This is a genomic window from Streptomyces aidingensis (assembly GCF_900112355.1).
Classification (GTDB): domain Bacteria; phylum Actinomycetota; class Actinomycetes; order Streptomycetales; family Streptomycetaceae; genus Streptomyces; species Streptomyces aidingensis.
Genome location: NZ_FOLM01000001.1, coordinates 827,673 through 846,522 on the forward strand (window position 1 = coordinate 827,673; position 18,850 = coordinate 846,522).

The window sequence follows — 18,850 nt, forward strand, 5'->3', positions numbered from 1 at the left end:
GTTCAGCGCCGTCCGCCCGCGGCCCGCGGCGCGGGCCCGGCCGGCTCCGCGGACTCCGCGGGCCCGGCCGGCTCCGCGGCGGGAGCGGCGGCGGGCCCGGTCCGGAAGGCCCAGTCCATGCTGGGCTCCACCAGCGCCCGGAAGGTGCGCCGCACCGGCGCGGTGCACAGCAGCGTCATCACCGCCGCCGCGATCAGCGTCACCGCCACCGGCCCGGCCGGGCCCTGCACCCACTCCGCGGCGTACCAGTCCCGCCAGCGGGAGAACTTCGCCAGAAAGCCGTGCAGCAGATAGCCGTAGACGGTGCCCACGCCGAGCGCGGTGAACCACGTCCGGCGGGACGGAACCCAGGCCAGGAAGGCGGCGGTGAGCAGCAGCCCGGCCGCGGTCAGGGCCGGCGTCATCAGCGCCCCCGCCCACCACTCGTACCCCAGCTCCTGGGCGCTGTAGGTGCGGTAGAACCAGCGGTTGGTGTACCGGGGCGCCGCCCAGTAGGCGACGGCCAGCCCGGCCGGCGCGGCCACCGCCGCCGCCGCCCGGACCCCGGGCGTGCGCAGCCGCGCGAAGTGTTCCGGCCCCAGCCGCAGTCCCAGCACGAAGAACGGCAGGAACTGGAAGACCCGGGCGATGTTGAAGTCGTCGCCCAGATGCGGCTGGACACTGGCCGCCACGGCGATCAGGACGGCCACCGGGACCGGCCACCGCACCACCCGCCACAGCGGCGACGTCAGCCGCCAGATGAACAGGGCGATCAGAAACCAGGTCACGTAGTAGGGATCGAGCAGGCTGAACGGATGGTCGCCGCCGGTCACCTTCCGGTGGAAGGCGATGTACAGCACCTCGAACACCAGATAGGGCACGCCCAGCCCGGTGATCAGCCGTCTGAGCTGGTCCGGCCGCCCGGTGAAGTGCCGGGAGAAGTAGCCGGCGATCAGCACGAAGGCCGGCATGTGGAAGGTGTAGACGAACATGTAGAGGGCGGCGGTGCTCCGCGAGCCGCCCAGCAGCGGCTCCCAGGAGTGGCCGGCCGCCACCAGCACAACGGCCAGATACTTCGCGTTGTCGAAGAACGGATCCCTGGCCTTCTGCCGGTTCTTCTCGGTGCTCGTGGGGGGATCTGTCGTCATGGGGTGCCGGAGTTCGTCAGGGGGCCGTCAGCGGCCTTCGGGGGCGGGCGGCCCGGCGTCGGGGCGGACCGCTCCGGAAGGGCTCCCGGACCGGTCCGGTTGGTCACGAACGTATAACAACGCCAGTACCCTAGCCTCCGGAACGGGCCCGGGAAACGATCCGGCACACCCGGCGCGCGGCGCCTCAACCGCAGCTCGCGGCACGTCCGTTCGCCGTATTCCGGCGCGCGGGCTGTGAAGGAATTCACATCCGGGAAGCCGGCCCTGCGCTCACAGACGGATAACGGGTGCCATTGTGCGCGTTTCCCTCCCCCGGACGGCCCGGCAGGCCCCACGATGGCCTGAAGATCCGTCACCGGGCCTGCACGCACGGTCCCCTTGGTGGCACGATGGTCTGGCGTGCTTGGGGGTGAGGAGCGATGGGAACACCCCTGATCGGCGAGGACGTTTCTTCCGCGAGGGTGTGATTGCTGTGGTTATCTCCTTCTCCCTGGTACTGCTCCTGGGGGTCGTGCTGGTGCTGATGGCCCGCTCCGGCCAGATCAAGTGGGGGCCCGCGGTGGTGGCCATCCTCTTCGGCTTCTCGCTGGCCTCCACCGGCATGGCCGATCCCATAAACGACTTCCTCCAGTCGATCAGCGACTCGGTGAGCTCGGTGGACGAGAGCATCAACTCCAGCGGGCGCTGAGCCCGGCGCCGGGCCGCAGCCGGGCCGCCCGGGCCCTTGCCGGCCGCTTCGTCCTCCCGCCGGCCGGAACGACGAGAAGGCCCGGCCCCCGCGGCGGGGACCGGGCCCGGTTCACATGAGCGGGTGACGGGAATCGAACCCGCGTAGCTGGTTTGGAAGACCAGGGCTCTACCATTGAGCTACACCCGCGTGGACGGCCGAGCACGGGAGCCGACGGGCGGCCCGTTGATCAGCGCGCCTCGTATCGTACCAGCGGACCGGCCGGTCTCGCGGCGGCCGGGTGGCGACCGCACCGCAAGCGTGCCTGTACGCTACGTGTCACGGCTCGGACCGGATCACGGAAGACCTGATCACGGTCCTGACGGCGGGGTGTGGCGCAGCTTGGTAGCGCGTCCGCTTTGGGAGCGGAAGGTCGTCGGTTCGAATCCGGCCACCCCGACCACGTAGCATGAAGGCCGCGCGCGCCTGTGGCCGTGTCCGCACCAACCCCAGCAGTCAGCCCCAAGGAGACCGACCGTGAAGAGCGCCGTGGAGACCCTGAACCCGACCCGGGTTCGGCTCACTGTCGAGGTGCCCTTCGAGGAACTCAAGTCCGACCTCGACGCGGCGTACAAGAAGATCAACCAGCAGGTCAGCGTGCCCGGCTTCCGCAAGGGCAAGGTCCCGGCGCGCATCATCGACCAGCGGTTCGGCCGGGGCGCGGTGCTGGAGGAGGCGGTCAACGCCGCCCTGCCCAAGTTCTACTCCGAGGCCGTCAGCCAGGGCGAGATCACCCCGCTCGGCCGGCCCGAGGTGGACATCACCGAGCTCAAGGACGGCGAGATCCTCGCCTTCACCGCCGAGGTCGAGGTGCGCCCCGAGATCGAGCTGCCGGACTTCTCCGGGATCTCGGTCACCGTGGACGCGGTGCGGGTCTCCGAGGACGAGGTGGACGAGGCCGTGGAGCAGCTCCGGGAGCGCTTCGGCTCCACCCAGGAGGTCGACCGGCCGGCCGCCGAGGGCGATGTGGTCACCCTCGACCTGCGGGCCGAGGTGGACGGCGAGGTGCTGGAGGACGGCGTGGCCAGCGGTGTGGAGTACACCATCGGCTCCGGCCGCCTGCTGGACGGCATCGACGAGGCGGTCACCGGTCTGTCCGCGGGCGGCACGGCCACCTTCACCAGCGAGCTCAAGGGCGGCTCCGCGGCCGGCCGGGAGGCCGGGATCACGGTCACCGTGCACACCGTCGCCGAGCGCGAGCTGCCCGAGCTGGACGACGAGTTCGCCCAGATGGCCAGCTCCTTCGACACCCTTGAGGAACTGCGCGAGGACAGCCGCGCCCGGCTGGACCGCCAGCAGAAGTACGAGCAGGCCACCGCCGCCCAGGAGAAGGTGCTGGACGCCCTGCTGGAGCTGGTCGAGATCCCGGTCCCGGAGAAGCTGCTGGAGGACGAGGTCGAGACCCGCAAGCACAACCTGGTCGGCCACCAGCTCTCCCGGCTCGGCATGGACCTGGCCGGCTACCTCAAGATGCAGGACAAGACCGAGGAGCAGTTCGAGGCCGAGCTGAAGGAGCAGGCCGAGAAGGGCATCCGGGTCCAGTTCGTGCTCGACGCCATCGCCAAGCGGGACAACTTCAGCGTCTCCCAGGAGGAGCTCACCGAGCACCTGGTGCGCCGCGCCCAGTCCTCGGGCATGAGCCCGGACCAGTTCGCCCAGGCGGTCGTCGAGGGCGGCCAGGTGCAGATGCTGGTCGGCGAGGTCAGCCGGGGCAAGGCGCTGGCCGCCGTGGTGGAGGCCGCCACCGTCACCGACACCGACGGCGAGCCGGTCTCCCTGGAGGACGAGGAGGACGCCGCCGGTGAGACGGTGAGCGCCGCCGAGGCCGCCACCGGGACGGCCGCCGGGGCCACCGAGGCCGACGAGGAGGGCCAGGGCGGCGAGCGCGCCTGACGCCGCGCCCCCTCGCGCAGCCGCGGACGGGGCCGGATGCCGGCAGTGCATCCGGCCCCGTCCCCTGCCCGTCCCCTGCCCGTCCCCTGCCTGTTCGGCACCGGTTTCGCCCACGGCGCAGCGCCCCGGCCGGGCCGCGGGAACCGTACCTGCGCTGACAGCGAACAGTTCCCTGCCCGGGATGGGTCGCCACACACGGCGCGTTAGGGTCACTGACTACAGATGCCCAGTGACGGCCCGGCCGCGACAAGCCGGCCGTACGACGAATGAGCAGGTGGAATACGTGACGCTTCCGATGCCTTCCGCCGCCGCAGAGTCGAACAACCTCGGCCTCGGTGACCAGGTCTACAGCCGGCTGCTCAACGAGCGGATCATCTTCCTCGGCCAGGCGGTCGACGATGACATCGCCAACCGGATCACCGCCCAGCTTCTGCTGCTGGCCGCCGATCCGGAAAAGGACATCTACCTCTACATCAACAGCCCCGGCGGCTCGATCACGGCCGGCATGGCGATCTACGACACCATGCAGTACATCAAGAACGACGTGGTCACCATCGCCATGGGCATGGCCGCCTCGATGGGGCAGTTCCTGCTCAGCGCGGGCGCCGCGGGCAAGCGCTTCGCGCTGCCCAACGCGGAGATCCTGATCCACCAGCCCTCGGCCGGACTGGGCGGCTCCGCGTCCGACATCAAGATCCAGTCCGAGTGGCTGCTGCGCACCAAGCGGAAGATGACCGAGCTCTCCTCCCGCCACACCGGCGTCTCGGTGGAGCAGTGGACCCGTGACGCGGACCGCGACCGCTGGTTCTCCGCCGAGGAGGCCAAGGAGTACGGCCTGGTGGACCATGTCATCTCCAGCGCCGCGGACATCACGGGCGGCGGCGGCACCGGCGCGTCCTGACCCGGCCCGACGCGTCCGCGCGGCCTGTCCGCAGGCGTCCGCCACCGCCCCGCACCGCCTCCCACCGGCTTTTCTTCCGCGACCGCTGATCACCAGGAGACACTGACGATGGCTCACTCCTCCGGCCGTCCCGGCCCCCTCGGCCGTTCCGGCATCCCCGGCCAGGGCATCTACGACCGACTGCCCGCCGAGTCCCGGTACATCGTGCCGCGGTTCATCGAACGCACCTCCCAGGGCGTGCGTGAATACGACCCCTACGCGAAGCTTTTCGAGGAGCGGGTCATCTTCCTGGGGGTGCAGATCGACGACGCCTCGGCCAATGACGTCATGGCGCAGCTGCTGTGCCTGGAGTCGATGGACCCGGACCAGGACATCCAGATGTACATCAACAGCCCCGGCGGCTCCTTCACCGCGCTGACCGCGATCTACGACACCATGCAGTTTGTGAAGCCGGACATCCAGACGGTGTGCATGGGGCAGGCCGCCTCGGCCGCGGCGGTGCTGCTCGCGGCCGGCACCCAGGGCAAGCGGATGGCTCTGCCGCACGCCCGCATCCTGATCCACCAGCCCTACTCGGAGACCGGCCGCGGCCAGGTGTCCGATCTGGAGATCGCCGCCAACGAGGTCCAGCGGATGCGCAATCAGCTGGAGGAGCTGCTGTCCAAGCACTCCAACCAGCCGATCGAGAACATCCGCCAGGACATCGAGCGGGACAAGATCCTCACCTCCGAGCAGGCGGTGGAATACGGGCTGATCGACCAGATCATCACCACCCGCACGGTCGGCGACTGAAGACTTCGCGGCCCGCCCCCCTCGGCGGGAGATTCCCCACACCGGGGGATTCCCGCCAAGGGGGGCCATTCCGTCCGGGCGACGCGGTAACGTCGTCAGAACAGATACACGACTTCACGCACTGCCGGGCCGGGAGACCGGACCGTCAGGCGACAACCGGATTGACGCGACAAGCACAGGCACCGCTCCGGCGGCGGTGCGCGGGCGAAGGGACAGCACCTCGTGGCACGCATCGGTGATGGCGGCGATCTGCTCAAGTGCTCGTTCTGCGGGAAGAGTCAGAAGCAGGTGAAGAAGCTCATCGCGGGGCCCGGGGTCTACATCTGCGACGAGTGCATCGACCTGTGCAACGAGATCATCGAGGAGGAGCTCGCCGAGTCACCCGACTCCGAACTGAGCGAGCTCCCCAAGCCGCGCGAGATCTACGACTTCCTCGACAGCTATGTGGTGGGCCAGGAGGACGCCAAGAAGGCGCTCTCGGTCGCCGTCTACAACCACTACAAGCGGGTGCGGGCCAGCGAGGCCGCCCCGCGGGACGAGGAGATCGAGCTCGCCAAGTCCAACATCCTGCTGCTCGGCCCCACCGGCTCCGGCAAGACCCTGCTGGCCCAGACGCTGGCCAAGATGCTCAACGTCCCGTTCGCCATCACCGACGCCACGGCGCTGACCGAGGCCGGCTATGTCGGCGAGGATGTGGAGAACATCCTGCTCAAGCTGATCCAGGCGGCCGACTACGACATCAAGAAGGCCGAGCAGGGGATCATCTACATCGACGAGATCGACAAGGTCGCCCGCAAGAGCGAGAACCCGTCGATCACCCGGGACGTCTCCGGGGAGGGCGTGCAGCAGGCACTGCTGAAGATCCTGGAGGGAACCACCGCCGCGGTGCCGCCGCAGGGCGGGCGCAAGCACCCGCACCAGGAATTCCTCCAGATCGACACCTCCAATGTGCTGTTCATCGTGGGCGGCGCCTTCGCCGGGCTGGACGACATCATCCGGGCCCGCTGCGGCGGGCGCGGCATCGGTTTCAGTGCCGACATCCGCTCCAAGCGCGACCGCGACCCCTCCGAGCTGCTCACCGAGGTGCTGCCGGAGGACCTGGTCAAGTACGGCATGATCCCGGAGTTCATCGGCCGGCTGCCGGTCATCACCGCCGTCCACCACCTGGACCGGGACGCCCTGCTGCGCATCCTGGTGGAGCCGCGCAACGCGCTGGTCAAGCAGTACCAGCGGCTGTTCGAGCTCGACGGCGTGGAGCTGGAGTTCGACCGCCCGGCGCTGGAGGCCATCGCCGATCAGGCGATTCTGCGCGGCACCGGGGCCCGCGGCCTGCGGGCGATCATGGAAGAGGTGCTGATGTCGGTGATGTACGAGGTCCCGTCCCGGCAGGACGTGGGCCAGGTCGTCATCACCGAAGAGGTGGTCCGCTCCAACGTCTACCCGACGCTGGTGCCGCGCAGCCGCCCCGGCCAGCCCCGCCGCGGCCAGGCCCCGCACGAGAAGTCCGCCTGACCGCCGCCCCGCACCGGGGACGAGGACGACAAGGACGACAAGGACGACAAGGACGACGAGGACGAGCGTAGAAGCGGGCCGCCGGGGCCGGTGCCCCGGCGGCCCGCCGCCGTCCGTGGCCACGGCTCACTCGCCGCCGCTGCGGTCTTGACCAAACGCAGCAGCCAGACGTTTCAGCTCAAAGCCGAGTCCAGCAGGTCGCTGGCGTGTAAACGGCGCCCAGGTTGCCGAAGAGGTACTCCTTGAGCCAAAATCTGCTATTTGTTCCGCAGTCGGAGTGGGCCCCACCACTGACGCGGGCGTCGAAGCACCGTATGGCGCCCTTTGGTATGTACGCATATATTGCAGAGCCGGTGTTCGTGAGCATGCGGAGGGTCGTTGTCTGTCTTGCGACATACTCGACGCAGGCCGCAGCGGTCGCCTCTGACTCCGACGTCTCTGCTGAGGTGTTGGCGTGCGCGGTTGCTGCTGGCGTCGAGAAGGCAACGGCCAGGCTCAGTCCGAGCGTGAGGCGAACTAACCTTCGGTGCATGTATCCCCTCCTGGGCGTACAGAACGGATGTTCGATTCAAAGTGTATGTTTACATACACCCACAGTCAATGACGCCCCGCGGCTTACCGGGCAACGGCGGGGCATCATCACAGACACCCCGCCGTGCGCCCTACTGCTTGGGTTGCCTAGCTGCTAGTACGCTCCTGGAGAGAGTCATTGCGGAGCTGCTTGGCGATGTCTGCCGCCAGGCTCTTACCGATCGGCTCGGGCTCCTTGAAGTTGGGAACCTCATCACTCGTTGGATCGAAGTCGCTTGGGATATTGGGGAGTGGGGCCACATACGTTGCTCCCACAGTGCTGTAGTCAGCCCAGAGACACACGGTGGCGGTGATCTTGTAGCCGACGCTCTCGTCCAGCTCGGTGCCCTGTGCCTGCTGGCACTTCATGGCCACGTCCTTGTCGGTGAAGGACTCCGCACTGCCGATCAGTTCGAGTTCGTCTTCCTCCCCGATTGACTTGGCCGTTTCGGCGAAAAGGAGCTCCACTGTCTGTTGCGGATTCTCCACTTCCCCGTACAAGCCGCTGACGCCGAGGACTCGAGAGCCTTCCGGGTACAGGCCGAGCTCGACGGAATCGATGTCGAAGGTGTAGTACTCACCGCTGACCTGCTCCATGTCAGCCAGTCCGGCTTTGCCCAGTTCCTCGGAGCTGAACGCCTCGTCGCCGCTACCCTTTTCGCTGAGTATGAATGCGCCGGACTTCTCCGGCAGCACCAGGTCGTAGCGGGTGCCGTCGTCGGCGGCGATCTGCTCGTTGCCGCCGCTGAGCACGAAGTACAGGCCGCCGCCGACCGCGGCCAGGGCGACGATCGCGCCGATGATGACGCCCACCTTCTTGCCGGAGCCGCCGGAGGGGCCGGGCATCTGGTTGTACGGCTGCTGCTGGCCCGGGTAGGGCTGCTGCTGCCCGGGGTAGGCCGTGGGCGCGGGCGGCTGCTGCTGGTAGGGCCCCGGCTGCTGCGGGGCGCCGTAGGGGGCGCCCGGCTGCTGCGGCTGCGGCTGGGGCTGCCCGGGCTGCCCCGGGTACTGCGGCGGATAGCCGTAACCCGGCCCGCCGGGCGCCGCGCCGCCCTGGGCGTACGGGTTCGGGCCCGTCGGGGGCGGGCCCTGCGGCGGCTGCTGCCCTCCCCCGTACCCTCCGGGCCCGGGCTGCCCGGGCTGCGGGGGCTGCTGCCCGTACGGGCCCGGCTGGTGGTAACTCATCTGTTTCCCCTCAAAAACTCCGGTGCATTCCTGCGCACATCCTGTCCGACGAAATGCCCCGCTGTACATCCAAGTCCGGAACAACCCCGGTACGGTGACGGCCTCAGGCGCCGGTCGGTTTCGGCCCCGGGGCGGTTCGCCGGAGCGAATCGGCGCGCAACTGCTCCGTCACCTCGGCGGCTTCCTTCAGCGAGACCGGCAGCGGCGGCGTGACCGGCACCGGGGCCAGTCCGTTCCAGTCGGCAGGCAGATCCGGCGGCACGGGCTCCAGCGTCACCAGTGCAACGGTGCCGTAGTCGGTCCAGAGGCACTCGGTCCAGGTCGGCCGGTAGTTCCACAGCGGGTCCAGGGTGCCGCGGATCTGCCAGCAGGTGACCGCCACATCGCCCTCGGCATAGGACAGCGGCTTGCCGACCCGCGCGCCCGTGCCCTGCTCCGCCCAGGCGGCCATGGCGAGCGGCGCCACGGTGTCCCGGGCCGCCACCGGGTCCTCGATCTGCCCCCAGAAGCCGTTGAGATGGGCCAGCACCACGCCCGGCACCCAGTCCCGGCCCCGCAGATCGCGGTCGGCGTACCGGGCGCCGACGGAGTCCCGGCCGGTCAGGCCGAGCGCGTCCTCCAGCTCATCGGCGAAGGCGATCTGCGAGTCGCCCAGATAGGAGCGGGTCCAGCCGCCGGACTCGGCGGGCGGCTCCAGGGTGTAGCGGGCCCCGTCGGAGGTGTCCGGCGGCCGGCCGGAGGCGGTGCCGTCCGGCTGCTGCTCGCCGGACGGCGGGCCGGTGCCGCCGCGGCCTTCGCCGTCGTCCCCGCCGCCGCCCCACAGCAGCGCGGCACTGATCGCCAGCGCCAGCGCCGTCGCCACCCCGAAACCCAGCCGCCCGGCGCCGCCGCCGCCCGCCCGCGGCCGTGGCGGCGGGGTTTCCGGCCAGGGCTCGTCCTCGGCCGTCCCCGGCCGCCGGTAGTCGCCGTCCGCCCCCGTGACGCCCATGGCGTGCCTCCCCCTCACTCCCCGACCGGTTCCGAGAGCACTCGATCATCCTGTCGAAGATGCCCTCCGGTGTACACCTGCCAGGGGCCCGCCCCGGCGCTGTCCGGGCCCGTCCGGCAGGTCCAAACCGATTCGAAACGGCACCCGTGGCGTCGATACACTGACGCCGTGACCGAACACACTCAGCAGCCGACAGCGACCTCCGCGCCCCTCGCCGAGGGCCGGACCCCCACGCCCGCCGAACTGCCCACGCAGTATGTACCGGCCGAGGCCGAGGGGAAGCTGTACGAGCGCTGGGTGGAGAACGGCTGGTTCGAGGCGGACGCCGCCAGTGACAAGCCGCCCTACACCATCGTCATCCCGCCGCCCAATGTCACCGGTTCGCTCCATCTGGGCCATGCCTTCCAGCACACGCTGATGGACGCGCTGACCCGCCGCAAGCGGATGCAGGGCCATGAGGCGCTGTGGCTGCCCGGCATGGACCACGCGGGCATCGCCACCCAGAACCGGGTCGAGCAGCAGCTGGCCGGGGAGGGCAAGTCCCGGCACGACCTGGGCCGGGAGGCGTTCGTCGAGCGGGTCTGGAAGTGGAAGGACGAGTACGGCGGCAGAATCCTCGGCCAGATGCGGCGGCTGGGGGACGGCGTCGACTGGTCGCGCGAGCGCTTCACCATGGACGAGGGCCTGTCCCGCGCCGTCCAGACCATCTTCAAGCGGCTCTACGACGACGGCCTGATCTACCGCGCCGAGCGGATCATCAACTGGTGCCCGCGCTGCCTCACCGCGATCTCCGACATCGAGGTCGACCACGAGGAGCGGGACGGCGAACTGGTCTCCATCCGCTACGGCGAGGGGGAGCGGTCCATCGTCGTCGCCACCACCCGGGCGGAGACCATGCTCGGCGACACCGCGGTCGCCGTCCACCCGGACGACGAGCGCTACCGGCATCTCGTCGGCACCGAGGTCGAGCTGCCGCTCACCGGCCGCCGCATCCCGGTCATCGCGGACGCGCATGTCGACCCGGCGTTCGGCACCGGCGCGGTCAAGGTCACCCCCGCGCACGACCCCAACGACTTCGAGATCGGCCGCCGCCACGACCTGCCCATGCTGACCGTCATGGACGACCACGCGGTCATCACCGCGCACGGCCCGTTCCAGGGGCTGGACCGGCTGGAGGCCCGTTCGGCGGTGGTCGGCGCGCTGCGCGAGCAGGGCCGGATCGTCGCCGAGAAGCGGCCCTACGTGCACGCGGTCGGGCACTGCTCGCGCTGCCACACCATCATCGAACCGCGGCTGTCCATGCAGTGGTGGGTCAAGGTCGGCCCGCTGGCCCGGGCCGCCGGGGACGCGGTCCGGGACGGCCGGGTCACCATCCACCCCAAGGAGCTGGCCGGCCGCTACTTCCAGTGGGTGGACAACATGCACGACTGGTGCATCTCGCGCCAGTTGTGGTGGGGCCACCGCATCCCGGTCTGGTACGGGCCGGACGGCGAGGTCCGCTGCGTCGGCCCGGACGAGCAGCCGCCCTCCGGCCCCGGCTGGACCCAGGACACCGATGTCCTGGACACCTGGTTCTCCTCCGGGCTGTGGCCGTTCTCCACGCTCGGCTGGCCGGACGACACCCCGGACCTGGCGAAGTTCTATCCGACCGATGTCCTGCTCACCGGCCACGACATCATCTTCTTCTGGGTCGCCCGGATGATGATGTTCGGCCTGTACGCCATGGACGGCGAGGTCCCCTTCCGCACCATCGCGCTGACCGGCCTGGTCCGGGACGAGCGCGGCAAGAAGATGTCCAAGTCCTTCGGCAATGTGGTCGACCCGCTGGACTGGATGGAGAAGTACGGCTCGGACGCGGTCCGTTTCACCCTGGCGCGGGGCGCCAACCCGGGCGTCGACGTCCCGATCGGCGAGGACTGGGTCCAGGCCTCCCGCAACTTCGCCAACAAGATCTGGAACGCCACCCGCTTCGCCCTGCTCAACGGCGCCACGGTGGAGGGCCCGCTGCCCGCCCCCGAGCGCCTGGGCGCCACCGACCGCTGGATTCTGTCCCGTCTCAACTCGGTGATCGCCGAGGCCGACGCCTACTACGACGACTACCAGTTCGCCAAGCTCTGCGACACCCTCTACCACTTCGCGTGGGACGAGGTCTTCGACTGGTACGTCGAGCTGTCCAAGACCACCTTCGCGGCCGGCGGACCGGAGGCCGAGGCCTCCCGCCGGGTCCTCGGCGAGGTCCTGGACGCCCTGCTCCGGCTTCTCCACCCGGTCATCCCGTTCGTCACCGAGGAGCTCTGGACCACCCTGACCGGCCGGCCGTCCCTGGTCATCGCCGACTGGCCCGGGGACAGCGGCTTCCGGGACCGGGCCGCCGAGGCGGAGCTCGCCGCCGTCCAGCAGCTCGTCACCGAGGTCCGCCGGTTCCGCCACGACCAGGGCCTCCAGCCCGGCCAGCGGGTCCCGGCCCGGCTCGACCTCGGGGCCACCCCGCTGCCGCCGCACGAGGAGGCCATCCGCGCCCTGCTCCGCCTCCAGCCCCCGGCCGGCGCCTTCTCGGCGACCGCCACCCTGGACGCCGGCGGCGCCACGGTCTCGCTCGACCTCTCCGGTGTCATCGATGTGGCGGCCGAGCGCAAGCGGCTCACCAAGGACCTGGCGGCGGCCGAGAAGGAGCTGGCCCAGACCGCGGCCAAGCTGGCCAACGAGAGCTTCCTGGCCAAGGCCCCGGAGCCGGTGGTGGCCAAGATCCGCACCCGCCGGGCCCAGGCGGAGGCCGACATCGCCCGCATCACCGCCCAGCTCGACCGCCTCCCGGCCGCCTGAGCCGGAACGCACTACCCCTCCGGACGTCTCCGCCAGACGTCTCCGCCGCACCGAAGCCGCCGCCGGGCACCCGCTCACCGGGCCGCCCGGCGGCGGCTTTGTCCGGGACCCCGGCCGTCATGGCCGACGAGTCCCTGCTGCGGCTGCTGCCCGGTCAGCGGTGGCGGACCGGGCTGGGCCTTACGGCACCGGGACGGCCGTGCTCGGCCCCGGCTCCACGCCCTCCGGCGGATACTCGCAGTCCAGGGCGGCCATCTCCCGGTCCCCGTCGTCCCCGTCGATGACCACGGCGCCGGTGCACACCCGCCCGTGTTCGTCGGTGAAGGTGACGATCTCGCTGCGGTCGTTTCTCGCGCATCCCGCCAGCGCCAGCACCCCGGCCACCGCCAGCGCCGCCACCGCTGTTCCCCTGCCTGCCCGCACCATCCGCCCCCTCCTCGCTCCAGATGTCCGGACTCCTTGATACCAAGGCCGGTTGAACCCCGGCGCAACGTCCGGTCACAGACGTGCGGCAGGATGTCCGGATGCATGACGGGGGAGCCGCCGAGGAGATGACCACCACCGGCACCGGGCCGTGCCGGGACGGCTGCACCGGAACCCGGGTGGCCGGCCGCACCGCCTGCCTCGCCCACCTGCCGGAGCCGCAGCGCACCGAGTACCTCGGCTCGCTCGCACCGGGCGCCGATCTGGACCTGCGCGGCACGGTCCTCACCCCGGAGCTGCTCACCGCGCTGCTCACCGCGCTCCGCGATCCGGCCGCCCGCCGGCCGCTGATCGGCACCGCCCGCTTCGACGGGGCCCGCTTCACCGGCCCGGCCGACTTCGGCGGTGCGCGCTTCACCGGGGACGCCTGGTTCCCGGGCGTCCGCTTCGAGGACGAGATGTCGCTGGCCGGTGCCGAATTCGGCGGCGACGCCTGGTTCCACGGCGCCCGCTTCGCGCGCACCGCCGGTTTCGGCGGCGCCCAGTTCCGGGGCAACGCCTGGTTCCACGACACCCGCTTCGGCGGGGACGGCTGGTTCGGCAGCGCCCGCTTCCACGGCGGCGGCTGGTTCGCGGGCGCGTGCTTCGACGGCCGGGCCCGGTTCGGCGCCGCCCAGTTCACCGGCGACGCCCGCTTCAACGACGCCCGCTTCCGGACGGACGCCTACTTCACCGTCGCCCGCTTCTCCGGGGCCGCCAACTTCGACAACGCCGAGTTCACCGGCACCGCGGGCTTCGGCGGCGCCCGCTTCCTCGGCGCCGCCTTCTTCGGCGAGACGCGGTTCGCCGCCAACGCCCGCTTCGACACCGCCCGGTTCGGCGAAGCGCTGACCCTGGGACCCCTGGTCTGCGCCGAGGCGCTGGTGCTCGCCGGCGCGGTGTTCGGCGCACCGGTGGTGATCGAGGCGGCCGTGCGCCGGGCCGTGTGCGTACGGACCCGGTGGACCTCCACCGCCACCCTGCGGCTGCGCCACGCCACCGTGGACCTGACCGACGCCGTGCTCGAGTTCCCGGTCACCATCGCCGCCGCGCCGCCCTTCCGGGGGCAGGAGACGCCGTTCACGGACCGTGAGCCGGCCGGTGTCCGCCTGCTCTCCCTCGACGGCGCGGACGCCGCGCATCTGACCCTCAACTCCGTGGACCTCTCCGCATGCCGCTTCGCGGGCGCGCTCCATCTGGACCAGCTCCGGCTGGAGGGCCGCTGCACCTTCGGCTCCACCCCGCGCCGCTGGAGCCCGCGCCGCACCCTGGCCGAAGAACACCACTGGCGCGCCTGGTCCGTGCCGCCGGAGGGCTCGCCGGCCCCGCCGGAACCCGCCGCCCTCTCCGTTCTCTACCGCCAGCTCCGCAAGTCCCTGGAGGACGGCAAGAACGAGCCGGACGCCGCCGACTTCTACTACGGCGAGATGGAGATGCGCCGCCATGACACCACCCGTCCCCGCGCCGAACGGGCCCTGCTGACCGCCTACTGGGCGCTGTCCGGCTACGGCCTGCGCGCCTCCCGGGCCCTGGGCTGGCTGTCCGCCGCCATCACCGTGACCGTTGCCGCCCTCACCCTGTGGGGCGTCCCGGCCGGGCCGCCGTACGGCTCCGGCACCGGCCGGTTCACGGCCGAGCGCGTGGACACCGCCTTCCAGGTCGCGGTGAACTCCGTCGTCTTCCGCTCCGCCGAGGAGGACCTGACCACCGCCGGTGCCTATATCGAGCTGACCGCCCGGCTCACCGAGCCCATCCTGCTCGGCCTCGCCATCCTCGCCGTCCGCGGCCGTCTCAAGCGCTGACCCCGGCGCCACGGAGCGCACACGGCCACGGCGGGCGGGAGCGGAAGACGCCGGTGAGCGAGGTGGTCCCGGGAGGCGGCGGGCGGTTCGTAGACTGGGGGGGTGAGTGATCAGCCTTCTCCGTTCGAGCCCGATGAGTCCGGTGACGATGCGCGCCGGGCGGAGGACGACATGTTCTCGGAGATCGTGGGGGAGGAGACGCAGCGGGATCCGGATCTGGCGGTGATCGAGGCCGGGAGCCGCACCCTGCGGACGATCGCGGGGGCGCCGGGCGCCGAGGACGAGGTGCCGGGGCGGCCGGAGGATCCGGAGACGGACCGGGCGCTGCGCGAGGTGGAGACCGAGCTGGCCAAGCGCTGGCCGGAGACCAGGCTCGAGCCCTCACTGGTCCGGATCAGGGCCCTGATGGAGCTGCTCGGCGATCCGCAGCGGACCTACCCGACGATTCACATCACCGGGACCAACGGCAAGACGACCACCGCCCGGATGATCGAGGCGCTGCTCGCCACGTTCGAGCTGCGGACCGGCCGGTACAGCAGCCCGCATGTGCAGTCGGTGACGGAGCGGATCAGCCTGGACCGGCGGCCGATCCCGGCGGAGCGGTTCGTCGGCACCTACGAGGATCTCAGGCCCTATGTCGAGCTGGTGGACTCGCGCCAGGAGCACCGGCTGTCGTTCTTCGAGGTGCTGACGGGCATGGCCTATGCCGCGTTCGCGGACGCGCCGGTGGACGTGGCCGTGATCGAGGTCGGCATGGGCGGTGAGTGGGACGCCACCAATGTGATCGACGCGGGCGTGGCCGTGGTGACGCCGATCTCGCTGGATCACACCGACCGGCTGGGCGACACACCGGAGAAGATCGCCGGGGAGAAGTCGGGGATCATCAAGCCGGGCGCCACCGTGATCCTTTCCCAGCAGCCGGTGGAGGCGGCGGCCGTGATGCTGCGCCGGGCCGGTGAGCGGGACGCGACCGTGGCCCGCGAAGGGCTGGAGTTCGGGGTGCTGGCCCGGGAGATCGCGGTGGGCGGGCAGTTGCTCACCCTGCGCGGCCTGGGCGGCGAGTACCCCGAGATCTTTCTGCCGCTGCACGGCGAGCACATGGCGCACAACGCGGCGGGGGCGCTGGCCGCCGTGGAGGCGTTCTTCGGTGTGGGGCAGGTGCCCGGGCGGACGCTGGACATGGAGGTGGTCCGGCAGGCGTTCGCCTCGGTCACCTCGCCCGGCCGGCTGGAGGTGGTCCGGACCAGCCCGGCGGTGATCCTGGACGCGGCGCACAACCCGGCGGGGGCGGCGGCCACGGCGTCGGCGGTCCAGGAGGCGTTCACCTTCAGCAAGCTGGTCGGGGTGATCGGGCCCAGCGCCGACAAGGACGTCCGCGGTTTTCTGGAGGCGCTGGAGCCGGTGCTCGCCGAGGTGGTGGTGACCCGGAACTCCTCCCACCGGGCCATGGACGTGGACGCCCTGGCCGCCCTCGCCGTCGAGGTCTTCGGCGAGGACCGGGTGCAGGTGGAGCCGCGGCTGGACGACGCGCTGGACGCGGCCGTCACCCTGGCCGAGGAAGAGGACGCGTACGCGGGCGCCGGCGTGCTGGTCACCGGCTCGGTGATCACGGTCGGCGAGGCCCGTCTGCTGCTGGGGAAGGATCACCGGTAACCGCCATGCGTCAGCTCTGCGCCACCACCCTCGCCATGGAGGCCATCGTGATCGGGCTGGCCGCCCTGGTCGCCTCCCGCATGTCCGATCTCCCGGCCGGCACCCTGTGGACGGTGAGCGGCGCCGCCATGGTGCTGGCCCTCGTGCTGTGCGGGCTGGTGGGGCGGGTCCGCGGCGCCGTCTCACTGGGCTGGGCGCTCCAGGCCGGGCTGGTGCTCAGCGGCCTGGTGGTGCCGATGATGTTTGTGCTCGGCGCCTGCTTCACCGCGCTGTGGTGGGCCTCGGTGCACTTCGGCCGCCGGGTGGACGAGCTCAAGGCGGCCCGTGCGGCGGGCGGGGCCGGCGGGGCCGGCGGAAGCCCCGGAATTCCCGCCCAGGACGCCGGATGATCACAATCCCCGGCCCGGGGGGCGCGCTGCCGGCCGGGAGCGATATGGTGCGACTCACCCGGTGGCCGTAGCCGCATCCGGATCCACCGCCCCGGACCCACCCGGGGACCCGCACCGTTCTCCCCCAGGAGCCGTCGCATGAGCCAGCGCAGTCTTGTCCTTCTCAAGCCGGACGCCGTCCGCCGTGGTCTGATCGGCGAGATCATCCGCCGTATCGAGGCCAAGGCCGGCTGGACGATCACCGCGCTGGAGCTGCGCAGCCTGGACCGGGGCACCCTGGAGACCCACTACGCCGAGCATGCCGGCAAGCCGTTCTACGAGCCGCTGCTGGAGTTCATGGTCTCCGGCCCGGCGGTCGTCATGATCGTCGAGGGGGAGCGGGTGATCGAGGGGCTGCGCGCGCTGGCCGGCCCCACCGACCCGGTCGCCGCCGCGCCCGGCTCCATCCGCGGCGACTTCGGGACCATCGTGCGGGAGAACCTGATCCACGCCTCCGACTCCGCCGAGTCCGCCGAACGGGAACTGAAGATTTTCTTTCCATCTCATGCCTGAAGAGGTCCGGTAACGTTCAGGAACTTGTCGGCATGTCCCGGACAGGTCGGGGCACAAGAGCGGCAAGGCACCCGCAATGCACCGGCAATGCACGAGCGGCCCGGCGTTTCGCCCCTTCGGGGGGCACGACACGCCCGGACGCGGGAATGTGTTCGCCGGCTTCGCGAGGCCCGTCGGCACGGCCGGTCGGGGGAACTCTTCGCCCGAACACGGCGTCACCATCATGGAGGGTGAGCCGGGTTCGGCTGACAATGGCGACCGAGGCGCACCCGCGCCCCGTGTTCGACCGGCCGTGGATACGATGGCACCACCCCACCGCGACCCGCGGGTATGGCGGCGCCAGCGCGCCCCAGCCGACCTCCACGCACACACCGCTCCAGTCCGGAAGGCCAAACGCATCCCATGGCGAACAATATGTCGTTCATTGGCCGAGACATGGCAGTCGACCTCGGGACGGCCAACACGCTGGTGTACGTCAGAGGCCGCGGGATCGTCCTCAACGAGCCCTCCGTGGTGGCCATCAACACCAACACCGGCGGCATTCTGGCGGTCGGTGCCGAAGCCAAGAAGATGATCGGCCGCACCCCCGGCAATATCGTGGCGGTACGCCCGCTCAAGGACGGCGTCATCGCGGATTTCGAGATCACCGAGCGGATGCTCCGCTACTTCATCCTGAAAATCCACCGGCGCCGCTATCTGGCCCGCCCCCGGGTGGTCATCTGTGTGCCCTCCGGCATTACCGGCGTGGAACGGCGCGCCGTCATCGAGGCGTCCACCCAGGCGGGCGCCCGCCAGGTGCACATCATCGAGGAGCCCATGGCCGCCGCCATCGGCTCGGGCCTCCCGGTGCACGAGGCGACGGGCAACATGGTGGTCGACATCGGCGGCGGCACCACCGAGGTGGCGGTCATCTCGCTCGGCGGCATCGTCACCGCCCAGTCCATCCGGGTGGCCGGCGACGAGCTGGACAACGCGATCATCCAGCACATCAAGAAGGAGTACAGCCTGCTGCTCGGCGAACGCACCGCCGAGGACATCAAGATCTCCATCGGCTCCGCCTTCCCCATGGAAGAGGAGGAGCACATGGAGATCCGCGGCCGGGACCTGGTCAGCGGGCTGCCCAAGACCGTGGTGATCTCCACCGAAGAGGTCCGCAAGGCCATGGAGGAGCCGGTCAACGCCATTGTGGACGCGGTCAAGACCACGCTCGACAAGTGCCCGCCCGAGCTCTCCGGCGACATCATGGACCGCGGCATCGTGCTGACCGGCGGCGGCGCCCTGCTGCGCGGCCTGGACGAGCGGCTGCGCCAGGAGACGGGCATGCCGATCCACATCGCGGAGAACCCGCTCGACTCGGTCGCACTCGGCTCCGGCAAGTGCGTCGAGGAGTTCGAGGCCCTCCAGCAGGTGCTGGACGCCACGCCGCGCCGCTGACCCGCGCCGGCCCGCCCGGCCGCCCCGGCCGGGAACCCAG

At 70.9% G+C, this 18,850-nt stretch carries 15 protein-coding genes and 2 tRNA genes; 12 read left to right on the forward strand and 5 right to left on the reverse strand.

Features of this window, described 5'->3' with window-relative positions:
* Nucleotides 1-2 precede the first annotated feature (2 nt).
* Nucleotides 3-1,127: an acyltransferase family protein gene (locus BM242_RS03630; RefSeq protein WP_093837088.1), complete on the reverse strand. Its 1,125-nt coding sequence runs from the start codon at nucleotides 1,125-1,127 to the stop codon at nucleotides 3-5.
* 472 nt (nucleotides 1,128-1,599) lie between these two features.
* Between BM242_RS03630 and BM242_RS03635 the strand changes: the two genes are divergently transcribed.
* On the forward strand, nucleotides 1,600-1,815 hold the full coding sequence (locus BM242_RS03635; RefSeq protein WP_093837089.1) for a hypothetical protein: 216 nt from the start codon (nucleotides 1,600-1,602) through the stop codon (nucleotides 1,813-1,815).
* Between the two features lie 118 nt (nucleotides 1,816-1,933).
* On the opposite strand, the gene BM242_RS03640 is transcribed toward BM242_RS03635, so the two are convergent.
* Nucleotides 1,934-2,004, reverse strand: a tRNA-Gly gene (locus BM242_RS03640).
* 176 nt (nucleotides 2,005-2,180) lie between these two features.
* Between BM242_RS03640 and BM242_RS03645 the strand changes: the two genes are divergently transcribed.
* The 5 genes from BM242_RS03645 to clpX all read left to right on the forward strand — a co-directional run bounded on the left by BM242_RS03645 (nucleotide 2,181) and on the right by clpX (nucleotide 6,952).
* Nucleotides 2,181-2,257: transfer RNA gene (locus tag BM242_RS03645), tRNA-Pro, on the forward strand.
* A gap of 74 nt (nucleotides 2,258-2,331) precedes the next feature.
* Nucleotides 2,332-3,747 (forward strand): trigger factor, encoded by a 1,416-nt coding sequence (tig, locus tag BM242_RS03650; RefSeq protein ID WP_093837090.1) that lies wholly within the window; start codon nucleotides 2,332-2,334, stop codon nucleotides 3,745-3,747.
* Nucleotides 3,748-4,042: 295 nt separating this feature from the next.
* The gene (locus BM242_RS03655) at nucleotides 4,043-4,648 is read left to right on the forward strand and encodes an ATP-dependent Clp protease proteolytic subunit (RefSeq protein ID WP_093837091.1); all 606 of its coding nucleotides are present in this window, start codon (nucleotides 4,043-4,045) and stop codon (nucleotides 4,646-4,648) included.
* Nucleotides 4,649-4,756: 108 nt separating this feature from the next.
* Nucleotides 4,757-5,440, forward strand: a complete 684-nt coding sequence (locus BM242_RS03660; protein WP_093837092.1) for an ATP-dependent Clp protease proteolytic subunit — start codon at nucleotides 4,757-4,759, stop codon at nucleotides 5,438-5,440.
* A gap of 222 nt (nucleotides 5,441-5,662) precedes the next feature.
* Entirely contained in the window at nucleotides 5,663-6,952 is a 1,290-nt protein-coding gene (clpX, locus tag BM242_RS03665) for an ATP-dependent Clp protease ATP-binding subunit ClpX (protein ID WP_093837093.1), read from the forward strand.
* Between the two features lie 678 nt (nucleotides 6,953-7,630).
* On the opposite strand, the gene BM242_RS03670 is transcribed toward clpX, so the two are convergent.
* Both BM242_RS03670 and BM242_RS03675 read right to left on the reverse strand, forming a co-directional pair.
* Nucleotides 7,631-8,707, reverse strand: a complete 1,077-nt coding sequence (locus tag BM242_RS03670; RefSeq protein ID WP_093837094.1) for a hypothetical protein — start codon at nucleotides 8,705-8,707, stop codon at nucleotides 7,631-7,633.
* A 103-nt stretch (nucleotides 8,708-8,810) separates the two neighbouring features.
* Nucleotides 8,811-9,695 carry a hypothetical protein gene (locus BM242_RS03675; RefSeq protein WP_093837095.1) on the reverse strand — a complete coding sequence of 295 codons (885 nt, stop codon included), beginning with the start codon at nucleotides 9,693-9,695 and terminating at the stop codon, nucleotides 8,811-8,813.
* Nucleotides 9,696-9,863: 168 nt separating this feature from the next.
* Here BM242_RS03675 and BM242_RS03680 point away from each other — a divergent pair, with 168 nt between their 5' ends.
* A complete protein-coding gene (locus tag BM242_RS03680) occupies nucleotides 9,864-12,518 on the forward strand; it encodes a valine--tRNA ligase (protein ID WP_093837096.1) in 2,655 nt (884 codons plus the stop codon).
* A gap of 180 nt (nucleotides 12,519-12,698) precedes the next feature.
* On the opposite strand, the gene BM242_RS03685 is transcribed toward BM242_RS03680, so the two are convergent.
* Nucleotides 12,699-12,944 (reverse strand): hypothetical protein, encoded by a 246-nt coding sequence (locus BM242_RS03685; RefSeq protein WP_093837097.1) that lies wholly within the window; start codon nucleotides 12,942-12,944, stop codon nucleotides 12,699-12,701.
* 98 nt (nucleotides 12,945-13,042) lie between these two features.
* Here BM242_RS03685 and BM242_RS03690 point away from each other — a divergent pair, with 98 nt between their 5' ends.
* From BM242_RS03690 to BM242_RS03710, 5 genes are all read left to right on the forward strand, one after another.
* Nucleotides 13,043-14,782 carry a pentapeptide repeat-containing protein gene (locus BM242_RS03690; protein WP_245833778.1) on the forward strand — a complete coding sequence of 580 codons (1,740 nt, stop codon included), beginning with the start codon at nucleotides 13,043-13,045 and terminating at the stop codon, nucleotides 14,780-14,782.
* A 171-nt stretch (nucleotides 14,783-14,953) separates the two neighbouring features.
* Nucleotides 14,954-16,435, forward strand: coding sequence for a bifunctional tetrahydrofolate synthase/dihydrofolate synthase (gene folC, locus BM242_RS03695; protein WP_093837098.1), 1,482 nt, complete (start codon nucleotides 14,954-14,956; stop codon nucleotides 16,433-16,435).
* Nucleotides 16,436-16,440: 5 nt separating this feature from the next.
* The gene (locus tag BM242_RS03700) at nucleotides 16,441-16,824 is read left to right on the forward strand and encodes a DUF4233 domain-containing protein (protein WP_093837099.1); all 384 of its coding nucleotides are present in this window, start codon (nucleotides 16,441-16,443) and stop codon (nucleotides 16,822-16,824) included.
* Nucleotides 16,825-16,962: 138 nt separating this feature from the next.
* Nucleotides 16,963-17,376 carry a nucleoside-diphosphate kinase gene (gene ndk, locus BM242_RS03705; RefSeq protein WP_093837100.1) on the forward strand — a complete coding sequence of 138 codons (414 nt, stop codon included), beginning with the start codon at nucleotides 16,963-16,965 and terminating at the stop codon, nucleotides 17,374-17,376.
* Nucleotides 17,377-17,790: 414 nt separating this feature from the next.
* Nucleotides 17,791-18,810: a rod shape-determining protein gene (locus tag BM242_RS03710; protein WP_093837101.1), complete on the forward strand. Its 1,020-nt coding sequence runs from the start codon at nucleotides 17,791-17,793 to the stop codon at nucleotides 18,808-18,810.
* The last annotated feature ends 40 nt before the right edge of the window (nucleotides 18,811-18,850 follow it).